This is a genomic window from Collimonas fungivorans (assembly GCF_028292705.1).
Lineage (GTDB): Bacteria > Pseudomonadota > Gammaproteobacteria > Burkholderiales > Burkholderiaceae_D > Collimonas > Collimonas fungivorans_B.
The window spans coordinates 1-10,494 of sequence record NZ_JAQGLV010000155.1; the positions used below are offsets into that span (position 1 = coordinate 1).

The following is a 10,494-nucleotide window of genomic DNA, read 5'->3' on the forward strand; positions in this document are numbered from 1 at the left end:
TTGGCGAGCGTGATCAGGTCCGGCGTGACGCCGAAATAGGCGCTGGCGGTAGGCGCTCCGAGGCGGCCGAAACCGGTGATCACTTCGTCGAAAATCAGCAGGATGCCATGCTTGCTGCACAGTTCGCGCAAGCGCTCCAGGTAACCCGCAGGCGGAATCAGCACCCCGGTCGACCCGGCCAGCGGTTCGACGATGACGGCGGCGATGGTGGAAGCGTCGTGCAGCGTCACCAGCCGTTCCAGCTCGTCCGCCAGGTGCGCGCCCCAGACCGGCTGGCCGCGGCTGAAACCGGCCTCGGCGATATTCAGGGTGTGCTGCAGGTGATCGACGCCCGGCATCAGGTTGCCCGAGAAAGCCTTGCGGTTGTTCAGGATGCCGCCGACCGAGATGCCGCCGAAACCGACGCCGTGATAACCGCGTTCGCGGCCGATGAACCGTGTGCGCTGGCCTTCGCCGCGCGCGCGGTGGTAAGCCAGGGCGATCTTGAGTGCGCTGTCGACCGCTTCCGAACCGGAATTGGTGAAGAAAATCCGGTCCATCCCGGCCGGCATCAGCCCAGCCACTTTTTTGGCCGCCTCGAACGCCAGCGGATGGCCCATCTGGAACGACGGCGCGTAATCCATGCTGCCGATCTGGCGCGTCACGGCGGCGGTGATCTCTTCGCGGCAATGGCCGGCATTGACGCACCACAGGCCGGCGGTGGCGTCGAGTATCGAACGGCCGTCGTCGGTCTGGTAATACATGCCCTTGGCCGAGACGAACATGCGCGGCGCTTCCTTGAACTGGCGGTTGGCGGTGAATGGCATCCAGAATGCCGACAGGTCCTGATCCGATTGTGGTGTGTTCATGGTGGGTTTGATGGGATGAGTTGGATTGGATGACGAGGGTTGGCGAAGTTTGGCCATGGCGTCGATTATTGCAGTTACAATCCAGATTGTTAGATACACTTTGTACAAATCGTGGAAAGTGTACTGTTGCCAACAGCAATCTGTACTGAATACACTTGAAGATGCCATGACCGATACCCAGGTTTCGCGCTTTCCCCAGCTGTTGCAGCCGCAATCGGCGCTGAGCCTGGTCGAACAGGTGGTGGCCGGCCTCGGCCGCATGATCGAAAACGGCACGCTGCGGCCGGGCGAACGGCTGCCATCGATCCGCCAGTTCGCGCTGCAGCAGGGCGTCAGCAATTCGACCATCGTCGAAGCCTATGAGCGGCTGGTGGCCAACGGCTTGCTGATGGTCCGGCGCGGCTCCGGTTTTTTCATCGCCAAGCGCGAGCAGCCCGAGAGCAGCGGCATGCCTTCGATCCTGCCGAATCCGGTGATCGACTCGGCCTGGCTGTTTTCCGAAGTGTTTGCCGACGAGCGGGTGCCGATCAAGGCCGGCTGCGGCTGGCTGCCGAGCAGCATGCTGGACGGCGAGGGACTGCATGCGGCGGAGCGGCGCATCATCCGCTCGCCCGGCGCCCAGCAGGTGGGTTACGGCCATCCCTTCGGTTACGGTCCGCTGCGGCAAACCATCGCCAAATCGTTCGCCAACTGGGCGCTCGACATCGGCCCCGACCAGATAGTCACCACCCACGGCGTCACCCAGGCGCTGGACCTGATCATGCGCACCCTGGTGAAACCGGGCGACACCGTGTTCATCGAAGAACCCGGTTATTGCAACCTGATCGCCATGCTGCGGCTGGCCAATATCCATGTGGTCGGCGTGCCGCGCACCGTGAGCGGGGTCGACCTGGAACGGCTGGAAGAACTGGCGCAGATCCACCGGCCGAAGATATTTTTCACCAACCCGGTGCTGCAGAATCCGACCGGCACCACTTATACCCCGGCCTGTGCGATGCGGGTGTTGCAGGCGGCCGAACGGCACGGTTTCTGGGTGGTGGAAGACGATCTGTACCGCGAGCTGGCGCAAGCCACCGATCCGATGCTGGCGGCGCTGGACGGATTGCGGCGCGTGATTTATGTCAGCGGCTTTTCCAAAACCATCGCGCCGTCGCTGCGGCTCGGTTTCATCGCCTGCCAGGCTGACCTGGCCAAGGAATTTGCCCGCACCAAGATGGTCTTGACCCTGACCAATTCCGAAATCACCGAACGGCTGGTGTACAACGCGCTGACCGAAGGCCATCACCGGCGCCATGTCGAACGTTTGGCCAGCACCTTGCTCACCGCGCAGGCGCAGGTCAGCGCCAGGCTGGAGGACGTCGGCTTGCTGCCGTTCGGACCGCCGCGCGGTGGCATGTTTTATTGGGCAAGGATGCCGCAGGCGGCGCTGAGCGCCAAGGAGATCGGCGACCGCGCCCTGCAACAGGGCATCTGGCTGGCGCCGGGAGAATTCTTTTACGTATCGCAGCCGGAACACGCCTGGTTCCGTTTCAATGTCGCTTTTTCGGACTTGCCCACGCTGTCCGATTTCTTCCGCAATCTGGTGGCCGGCAGTTAGCCGGCCACGTCTTCGAAGGCTGAGACCTCAGCCCGCCGCCGCTTCGCGCTTGCGGATGACGGTGAGGCTTTCGCCGCCCGCGCCCCAGTTGTCAGTATCGACTTCATCGATGACGACGAAGGTGGTGGCCGGTTTCTTGTTGAGCACGCGCACCAGTAACTCGGTGACGCCGGCAATCAGTTGCTGTTTCTGTTCCGCGGTGACTCCTTCGCGGGTGACGCGGATATTGACGTATGGCATGCTGGAACTCCTGCAGTAAATGGTTAGAGGACGGGCATCGGCCCGCTTTTTTTTGCGCCGGTGTTTACCAGGTGCCGGCGGTGGCGCCGCCGTCTACCGGCAACGCTACGCCGGAAATAAAGCCGGCATCGGTCAGGTACAGCACGGCATCGACAATGTCCTTGGTGCTGCCGGTGCGGCCCGACGGCGACAGCGTGTTGAAGAAGGCCCGCGAATTTTCATAGTCGCTGTGCAGCGGCGTCTGGATGATGCCGGGCGCAACCGTGTTGACCTGTACGTTGAAGGCCGCCAGCTCGATCGCCAGCGCCCGCGTGGCGTTGATCAGGCCGCCCTTGATCAGCACCGGCAGCAGCGCCGGCACTTTCACCGTCGGCTGGATCGCGATGTTGGCGCTGATGGTGACGATGTGTCCGCTCTTGTTGGCGGCCATGTGTACGGCAGCTTGCTGCGATGGATAGAAAAAGCCTTTCAGGTTGGTGCTGACCAGGGCGTCGAGATCCTCTTCGGTATAGTCGCCGACCGGCTTGGCGATGAACACGCCGGCATTGTTGACCAGGATGTCGACCTTGCCGAAGGCCGCAACGGCGCGCGCAAACAATGCTTTCGCCGTGGCCGGCAGGGCGATATCGCCGGCTACTGCCAGGAAGTTGGGCGGATTGCCGAGTTTTTCGGCGGCCGCCAGCAGGCGCTCGATGGTGCGGGCGTTGCCGACCACGTTATAGCCGCGCTGCAGGTACGCTTCGGCCAGGGCGAAACCGATGCCGCTTGAGGCGCCGGTGATGATGACGGTTTTCTGGTGGCTGTTCATGGTGACACTCCTTGTGGTTGGGCGGGCTTTCTGGTCCCGATCTGCACTATACTTATGCGGTATTCGTAGATAAATACAGGTTTTCACAATTAACTTGATACACCATGTAATGAATAAGGCGCTTTCATGAAACGCAACTTCGACGACATCCTGCTGGGCAGCATCGAGCTGTTTTGCCTGGCTGCCGAACTGGGGAGTTTCACGGCGGCGGCCATGTCGGCCAGCGTCACGCCTGCGGCCGTGAGCCGGTCGGTGTCGCGGCTGGAGGAGAGATTGGGCGTGCGCCTGTTTGTGCGCACCACGCGCCAGATCCGCCTGACCGACAGTGGCCGCGTGTATTTCGAGCAGTGCCGCCAGGCCTTGTCGCAGCTGGTGGATGCGGAGCGCGAGGTGACCGGCGAGCAGGCGGCGCCGGCCGGGCTGCTGCGCATCAGCATGCCGACGCCGTTCGGCCACTTTCGCCTGCTGCCTTTGCTGCCGCAGTTTCGTGCGCTATACCCGCAAGTGCGGATCGATGTCCACCTGAGCAATAGCAACATCGATTTTGCCGACGAAGGCTACGACCTGGCGATCCGCGGCCGCGCGCCAGAGGATTCCAACCTGATCGCGCGCAAGCTGGAAGACGCCGAGCTGGTGCTGGTGGCGGCGCCGTCCTACCTGCAGCGGGCGCCGGTGTTGCAGACGCTGGCCGACCTGGAACGGCACGATTGCATCCAGTTCGAAAGGCCCAGCACCGGCCGCCGCATTCCATGGACTTTCATGATCGACGGCAAGGAGGCCGATATCGTGACTGACGGCGGCTATTGCTGTTCCGAAGACGTGCTTGCCGTCGCCACCCTGGCGCGCGGCGGCGCGGGACTGGTGCAAACCTACCGGTTTGTGGTCGAGCAGGCGCTGCAGCAGGGCGAACTGGTCGAACTGCTGCCGCAGTTCGGCGGCAGCACGCGCCCCTTCATCCTGCTATATCCGCACGCCCGCCACCTGTCGCTGCGGGTGCGTACTTTCGTCGATTTCATGGTCAAGCACCTGAGCCGAATTTGAGCTGAGTTTGAGGTCCCGGCGCAAAAGCCGGCGGCAATAAAAAACCCGCGCACTCCTCATGAGGCGCGGGTTTTGTCATTTGCAGCGGTTCCCGCATGCTGGCGGGAGCTGCTGTCTACAGGCGATTAGTTGCCTGTGTTTGTTTCAAGCGGATAGTTGGCGAAATTGATCAGGCCAGAGTTGCGTGCGTCAGCCAGTTCTGCGCGTACTTCGGCACGGCTCTTGCCAGCAGCGTTGGAGACGGTGAACACCGGATATTGCGAACCGGCGAAATCGAGTTCTCCGGCAGCACGGGCTTTTGCCAGTTCTGCCTGCACTTCAGCGCGGGTCTTGGTTGGGGCCGAGCTTTGGGCGTTGGATGGCAGGAACACCGGATATTGCGAACCGGCGAAATCGAGTTGGCCGGCAGCGCGTGCCTGGACCAGTTCAGCCTGGACTTGGGCGCGGGTGAGCGGGGTGACGTTGTCGGAAGCGAATGAAGGGGCTGAAACAATTGCAGCCAGTGCCAATGCGGCGATCAGTTGGGTTTTCATGATGGTTCTTTCTTTTTAAGTTAATGACAAAGTGCCAAATGCAGCGGTCACACAAGCGCATGAACTGACGGATGGGCATTGCTGCTGCACCGTCCTGGCTGCCGGCAAGGATCTGATTTGCATCTATCACTAGATAGATAAATCGGGAAAATAAAAAGCGTCTTTCTTGTTTGACGCTTTCCAGTCCACTAATTCACCGCCGGCAGTCCGGGCACGTTGTTCGATCCAGTTGTTGCCTGATAAAAACTAAACCTGGGTCGCTTGCTGCTTATAACAACGTGTCTGCAACTACTGTGACTCAACTATAGTTATCTACTGCTAGGTAGTCAAATAGAATTTTCTTATAACGCTCATAGGCTGATAAAAAGCCGACATAGGCCGTAAACGGCTTGATTATCTACCTTTCAGTAGATAATATATAGGCATAGCGTCTTTTTGATTTTACATTCCACGCCCGCGCCGTCAGAATATTGCCGGCCGGGGCATAAAAGACGTAGCATGGCAGCAGCAAGCGTGGCTGCCTGAAATTCGGTCACCAACGCCGGTGTCGTGCATCGCTATCTCTTTATAGGTAAAAAAATCATGAAGGCCGTTTCCCCCGTACGCGAACAATTACTGGAGCACACGCTGGTCCTGCTGGGCACGCGCGGCTACAACGGCTTCAGTTACCGTGACCTGGCCGAGCTGGTCGGCGTCAAGACATCCAGCATCCACTATTATTTCCCGACCAAGGAAGACCTGGCGCTGGCGGCGGTGCAAGCCTACGCGGCAAATATCGGCGAAATCATGCGCGGCATGGATGTGAACGGGCCGCTCAAGGAGCAGGTCGAGAAATACCTGGCGCTGTGGCGCAAGAATCTCGGCACCGGCCGCGTCTGCCTGTGCGGCATGCTGGCCGCCGAAGCCACCAGCCTGCCGCAAAACGTGCTGGCCGCTTTGCAGGCTTTCTATAGCATGCACGAGGCCTGGATTACGCAGCGGCTGGAGCGCGCGGTTGCCGACAAGGGCGTGCAATTGCCCGCCGCGCCGTCGGTCTACGCCATGACCATCCTCGGCGCCTTGCAAAGCGGGCTGATTTCCGCGCGCCTGTTCGGCAAACCTTGCCGGCTCGATGCGGCATCGACCATGCTGCGTTCCGCCGTGACGCCGGAAGGTAGCAAACAACAGGCGGCGCCCGCCGACGCTGTCTTATCCTGATGCCAGGACGCCGCTCATGCAGACAGCCATGAGCGGCGGCAAGTCTTCAGTTTTCCCTCCCGGTTTTCAATGAAGCGTGCCCGCGGTTTAGCGCCGGCCCGGGAATGTGTTTGCCGCAAATCTTTCAGCGCCTAGTTATATTCAACAAAAACAAGCAAATGATTCAATATCGCGCCTAATTATCAAAATCCTCGCTAGAACGGACAATGCCTCGATTGGTACACCGTTCAATCAACAGCGAGGATTTTTTCATGGCATCTGCACTTCTCCCCACCCGGCGCCAGCTATCGGCAGCCGCGGCAGCATCAGTCCTGGGCTTGGCCCTATGCAGCACGGCGGCGCAAGCCGACGACCGCAAACTGCCTGAACCCCGCCACTTGGCGCTGGCCGGCAACGCGGCCGATGCGGCGCCGATGATCCTGGCGGCGCGCCGCTACGCCGCTTTCTGGAACACCGGCGACGAACAATATGCGCGGCAAGCGCTGGCGCCGGATTTCATCGACCGTACTTTGCCGGCCGGGCGCCCGCAAGGCGTGGCCGGTCCGCTGCAGGCATCGCAAGGTTTCCGCAGCGCGGTGCCGGACCTGACCATGGAGATCGACGACATGGTGGTCGCCGGCGACCGCGTCTCGCTCCACCTGCACTTCCGCGGCCATTTCAGCGGCCAGTTCGGCAAGCTCAAAGGCAAGGGTCAGGTTATCGACTTCCAGGCTTTCGACCTGTACCGGATCGCCGACGGCCGCATCGCCGAAAACTGGCACCTGGAAGACAACCTGACCCTGATGCAGCAATTCGGCGCAATACAGCCTTGATTCCAGCATTTATCTTCACCTCTTATAGGAAATTTAATCATGTCTTTAGCAAACACTCTGTTCGACCCGGTGCAACTGGGTAACCTGCAACTGTCCAACCGCGTCGTGATGGCGCCCATGACGCGCGCCCGCAGCTCGCAGCCGGGCGATATTCCGAACGCCATGATGGCCGAATATTATGCGCAGCGCGCCAGCGCCGGCCTGATCGTCAGCGAAGCGACCCAGATCTCGCGCCAGGGCCAGGGTTACTCCTTCACGCCCGGCATCTATGATGCGGCCCAGGTCGCCGGCTGGCGCCTGGTCACCGATGCGGTGCATGCCGCCGGCGGCAAGATTTTCCTGCAGCTGTGGCATGTCGGCCGCGTTTCGCACAGCGTGTTCCAGGATGGCGGCGCACCGGTGGCGCCGTCGGCGATCCAGCCGCGCGGGACCCAGGTCTGGATCGTCGGCGACGACGGTATTGGCCGCATGGTGGACTGCCCGACGCCGCGCGCCTTGTCGGTGGCTGAAATCCAGGATGTGATCGCCGATTTCCGGCGCGGCGCGGCCAACGCCATCGCCGCCGGTTTCGACGGCGTTGAAATCCACGGCGGCAACGGTTACCTGGTCGACCAGTTCCTGCGCACCGTCTCCAACCAGCGCGACGACCAGTACGGCGGCCCGGTCGAAAACCGCACCCGCTTCCTGCTGGAGCTGGCCGCCGCGGTGGCCGATGAAATCGGCGCCGATCGGCTCGGCATCAGGCTCGCGCCTTACATCACCTTCAAGGACATGGCCGATCCGGAAATCGTGCCGGCCATCCTGCACGCCGCCGCCGGCCTGGATCGCCTCGGCATCGCCTATATCCACTTGTCGGAAGCCGACTGGGACGACGCGCCAACCATTCCAGACCAGTTCCGCCACGACCTGCGCGCAGTGTTCAACGGCAGCCTGATTGTCGCCGGCCGCTACGACGGCGCTCGCGCGGCGCAGATCCTGGAACAGGGTTTGGCCGACCTGGTGGCGTTCGGCCGGCCGTTTGTCGGCAACCCGGATCTGCCGCGGCGGCTGGCCGAGAACCTGCCGCTGGCCGGACACGACGGCGCCACCTTGTTCGGCGGCGAGCATGCCGGTTATACCGACTACCCGCCGGCTTCTGCCTGAGCGGTTCCGGCGGCGAAGCGTTCCTGCAGGAACTCGATCAGCAGCTTGACCCGCGGCGGCTGGAAGCTGCTGCGGTGATACAGCACATTGAGCGGCGCGCTTTCGGTGAAAAATTCATCGAGCACCGTGATCAGCCGGCCAGCCTGCAAATCGGCGCGGATATCGAGCAGCGATTTGTAGGCGTAACCGTGGCCGAGCAACGCCCATTTGCGGATGATTTCGCCGTCGTTGCTCTGCTGGTAGTGACTGACCCGCACTGCTTTCGGTTTGCCGCCGGTGCGGTAGCGCCATTCGTTCATCGGTCCGGCGGCGTTGAGCAGCACCAGCGTCGGTAGGCTCGCCAGTTGCTCGGGCGTTTGCGGCACGCCGACGCGCGCCGCGCATTCTGGCGCCACGCAGACCACGCGCCGGTTCGGCAGCAGCGGCCGCGCCACCATGCCGCTGTCGGGCGGCGTGCCGTAGCGGATCGCCAGGTCGATGTCGTCCTGCACCAGGTTGGCGGTGGAATCGGTCAGCGACAGGGCAAACTGCACCTGCGGATAGCGGCGCCGGAATTCGTCGAGATAGCTGAGCAAGAGATTGCGTCCCAGGTCCGACGGCGCCGAAATCCTGACCGTGCCTTGCACCAGGCTCTTGCCCGCCTGCAGCATCTGCTCCGCCTGGTCCATCAGTTCCAGCGCCTGCTGGCTGTATTCCTTGTAGAGCTGGCCTTCCTCGGTCAGCCGCAGGCGGCGCGTGGTGCGCTCGAACAACTTGACCCGCAGCGTAGTTTCCAGGCGTTGGATGGCGGCGCTGGAGGCTGCCGGCGACAAGCCGTACTTGCGCCCCGCCGCGGAAAAACTGCCCAGCGTCGAAGCATCGATAAACAATCGCATCACACTTAATCGGTCCATGGCGCGGTCCTGGCTGGATGGTCGTTGTCGGTTATGTAGCGGGAAACGCCGCTGGCCAGGGCATCGAAGGTTATCCGGCAGCGCTCGCTGGAACGCAGGTCTTCATGCATCACGATCCAGGTTTCGAGTTCGTCCTTGAGCGCCGCCGGCAGCACCGGCGCCAAGTCGGGATTGTGTTTTACCAGCCCCGCCTGGCACATGCCGATGCCGTAACCGGCGCGGATCGCCGCTAGCTGCACCAGCTGGTTGTCGGTGCTCAGCGAAAACATGTCGCGCGACAGCGGCAGGCCGCGCTTTTGCATGGCGCGGATGTAATTGGTTTCCTGGTCGAAGCCGATCAGCGTGTGCTGCTTCAGTTCGGCGATGCTGGCCGGCATGCCGCGCAAGTCCAGGTAACGCCGGTGCGCAAACAGGCCAAGCGGGATGGCGCCGATCCGGCGCGCGATCAGGGCCGCCTGGCTGGGCTGCACCATCCGCACGGCGATATCGGCATCGCGTTGCAGCAGGTCCTGGGTGCGGTTCGAGGCCACCAGTTCAATCTTGATGGCCGGGTGCGTTTCGCGCAGCGCGGTCAGGATCGGCGGCAAGACCTCGACGCAAACCACTTCCGACGCCGTGATGCGCACCGTGCCGCCGCCGTTGGCGCTGGCGTCGGTCGAGGCGCGGCGCAGGGCATTGGCGGTGGCGCGCAGGTTTTCGGCGAACGGCCGCAAGGTGAGCGCAGTGTCGGTCGCGGCCAGCCCGGTTTGCGAGCGGGTGAACAGTTTTACCCCTAGCGCCAGTTCCAGCGCTTCGATCTGGCGGCCCATGGTGGGCTGTGTCAGCCCCAGGCTGCGGGCGCCGCCGGATAGCGAGCCTTCTTCCAGCACGGCCAGGAACGCCCGGTACAGGTCCCAGCCAGGTTCTTGGATAGTCATACAAATATGTATAGCCGATATGTGAAGATAGCCAATTTTAAACCAATAGCTACGCTGTTACGCTGGACTCCTACAACATTTTTCAAGGAGTCCACATCATGAAACAGCAGATCGCATTGGTGCTCGGCGCCACCGGCGGCATCGGCAACGCCATGGCACAAAAATTGATGCAGCGCGGCTGGCAAGTGCGGGCGCTGCACCGGCGCGCAGACCAGATGGCCGCCGGCGAACGCGGCGGCATCGTCTGGCGCCAGGGCGACGCCATGCAGGAGCAGGACGTGATCGCCGCCGCTGAGGGCGTGTCGATCATCGTCCATGCGGTCAACCCGCCGGCCTATCGCAACTGGGCGCAGCTGGTAGTGCCGATGATAGACAACAGCATCGCCGCGGCGCGCGCATCCGGCGCCCGCATCATCCTGCCCGGCACCGTCTACAACTACGGCGCCGACGCTTTTCCCGACTTGC

General features: G+C 62.3%; 12 protein-coding genes. 6 read left to right on the forward strand and 6 right to left on the reverse strand.

Annotated elements, in window-relative coordinates:
• On the reverse strand, positions 1-848 hold an 848-nt coding region (locus JWQ61_RS08045; protein WP_304360064.1), incomplete at its 3' end, for an aminotransferase class III-fold pyridoxal phosphate-dependent enzyme.
• 166 nt (positions 849-1,014) lie between these two features.
• Between JWQ61_RS08045 and JWQ61_RS08050 the strand changes: the two genes are divergently transcribed.
• Complete coding sequence (locus JWQ61_RS08050) at positions 1,015-2,445, forward strand: PLP-dependent aminotransferase family protein (protein ID WP_304360065.1); 1,431 nt, start codon at positions 1,015-1,017, stop codon at positions 2,443-2,445.
• A 27-nt stretch (positions 2,446-2,472) separates the two neighbouring features.
• Here the strand turns inward: JWQ61_RS08050 and JWQ61_RS08055 are convergent, their stop codons facing one another.
• Positions 2,473-2,685, reverse strand: coding sequence for a 4-oxalocrotonate tautomerase family protein (locus JWQ61_RS08055; protein ID WP_304360066.1), 213 nt, complete (start codon positions 2,683-2,685; stop codon positions 2,473-2,475).
• Positions 2,686-2,749: 64 nt separating this feature from the next.
• Positions 2,750-3,493, reverse strand: coding sequence for an SDR family NAD(P)-dependent oxidoreductase (locus JWQ61_RS08060; RefSeq protein ID WP_304360067.1), 744 nt, complete (start codon positions 3,491-3,493; stop codon positions 2,750-2,752).
• A gap of 126 nt (positions 3,494-3,619) precedes the next feature.
• Between JWQ61_RS08060 and JWQ61_RS08065 the strand changes: the two genes are divergently transcribed.
• Positions 3,620-4,534, forward strand: a complete 915-nt coding sequence (locus tag JWQ61_RS08065; protein WP_304360068.1) for a LysR family transcriptional regulator — start codon at positions 3,620-3,622, stop codon at positions 4,532-4,534.
• 125 nt (positions 4,535-4,659) lie between these two features.
• Here JWQ61_RS08065 and JWQ61_RS08070 read toward each other — a convergent pair whose 3' ends face one another.
• Complete coding sequence (locus JWQ61_RS08070) at positions 4,660-5,067, reverse strand: DUF4148 domain-containing protein (protein ID WP_304360069.1); 408 nt, start codon at positions 5,065-5,067, stop codon at positions 4,660-4,662.
• A gap of 582 nt (positions 5,068-5,649) precedes the next feature.
• Here JWQ61_RS08070 and JWQ61_RS08075 point away from each other — a divergent pair.
• The 3 genes from JWQ61_RS08075 (at position 5,650) to JWQ61_RS08085 (ending at position 8,219) form a co-directional block, all read left to right on the forward strand.
• Positions 5,650-6,264: a TetR/AcrR family transcriptional regulator gene (locus tag JWQ61_RS08075; RefSeq protein ID WP_304360070.1), complete on the forward strand. Its 615-nt coding sequence runs from the start codon at positions 5,650-5,652 to the stop codon at positions 6,262-6,264.
• A 251-nt stretch (positions 6,265-6,515) separates the two neighbouring features.
• Positions 6,516-7,076 carry an ester cyclase gene (locus JWQ61_RS08080; protein WP_304360071.1) on the forward strand — a complete coding sequence of 187 codons (561 nt, stop codon included), beginning with the start codon at positions 6,516-6,518 and terminating at the stop codon, positions 7,074-7,076.
• Between the two features lie 39 nt (positions 7,077-7,115).
• On the forward strand, positions 7,116-8,219 hold the full coding sequence (locus JWQ61_RS08085) for an alkene reductase (RefSeq protein WP_304360072.1): 1,104 nt from the start codon (positions 7,116-7,118) through the stop codon (positions 8,217-8,219).
• On the opposite strand, the gene JWQ61_RS08090 is transcribed toward JWQ61_RS08085, so the two are convergent.
• The gene (locus tag JWQ61_RS08090; RefSeq protein ID WP_304360073.1) at positions 8,198-9,112 is read right to left on the reverse strand and encodes a LysR family transcriptional regulator; all 915 of its coding nucleotides are present in this window, start codon (positions 9,110-9,112) and stop codon (positions 8,198-8,200) included. The two genes, JWQ61_RS08085 and JWQ61_RS08090, sit on opposite strands and share 22 nt — an antisense overlap.
• A complete protein-coding gene (locus tag JWQ61_RS08095) occupies positions 9,100-10,029 on the reverse strand; it encodes a LysR family transcriptional regulator (protein WP_304360074.1) in 930 nt (309 codons plus the stop codon). Before JWQ61_RS08095 ends, JWQ61_RS08090 begins: the two co-directional genes overlap by 13 nt.
• Before the next feature lie 98 nt (positions 10,030-10,127).
• Between JWQ61_RS08095 and JWQ61_RS08100 the strand changes: the two genes are divergently transcribed.
• Positions 10,128-10,494, forward strand: a 367-nt coding sequence (locus tag JWQ61_RS08100) for an SDR family NAD(P)-dependent oxidoreductase (RefSeq protein WP_304360075.1), incomplete at its 3' end; no start/stop codon positions are given.

What these genes read in the sequence shown, in the direction of transcription:
- JWQ61_RS08050 (WP_304360065.1), top strand. Translation starts at nt 1,015, where the DNA reads ATGACCGATACCCAGGTTTCGCGCTTTCCCCAGCTGTTGCAGCCGCAA.
- JWQ61_RS08055 (WP_304360066.1), bottom strand. Translation starts at nt 2,685, where the DNA reads ATGCCATACGTCAATATCCGCGTCACCCGCGAAGGAGTCACCGCGGAA.
- JWQ61_RS08060 (WP_304360067.1), bottom strand. Translation starts at nt 3,493, where the DNA reads ATGAACAGCCACCAGAAAACCGTCATCATCACCGGCGCCTCAAGCGGC.
- JWQ61_RS08065 (WP_304360068.1), top strand. Translation starts at nt 3,620, where the DNA reads ATGAAACGCAACTTCGACGACATCCTGCTGGGCAGCATCGAGCTGTTT.
- JWQ61_RS08070 (WP_304360069.1), bottom strand. Translation starts at nt 5,067, where the DNA reads ATGAAAACCCAACTGATCGCCGCATTGGCACTGGCTGCAATTGTTTCA.
- JWQ61_RS08075 (WP_304360070.1), top strand. Translation starts at nt 5,650, where the DNA reads ATGAAGGCCGTTTCCCCCGTACGCGAACAATTACTGGAGCACACGCTG.
- JWQ61_RS08080 (WP_304360071.1), top strand. Translation starts at nt 6,516, where the DNA reads ATGGCATCTGCACTTCTCCCCACCCGGCGCCAGCTATCGGCAGCCGCG.
- JWQ61_RS08085 (WP_304360072.1), top strand. Translation starts at nt 7,116, where the DNA reads ATGTCTTTAGCAAACACTCTGTTCGACCCGGTGCAACTGGGTAACCTG.
- JWQ61_RS08090 (WP_304360073.1), bottom strand. Translation starts at nt 9,112, where the DNA reads ATGGACCGATTAAGTGTGATGCGATTGTTTATCGATGCTTCGACGCTG.
- JWQ61_RS08095 (WP_304360074.1), bottom strand. Translation starts at nt 10,029, where the DNA reads ATGACTATCCAAGAACCTGGCTGGGACCTGTACCGGGCGTTCCTGGCC.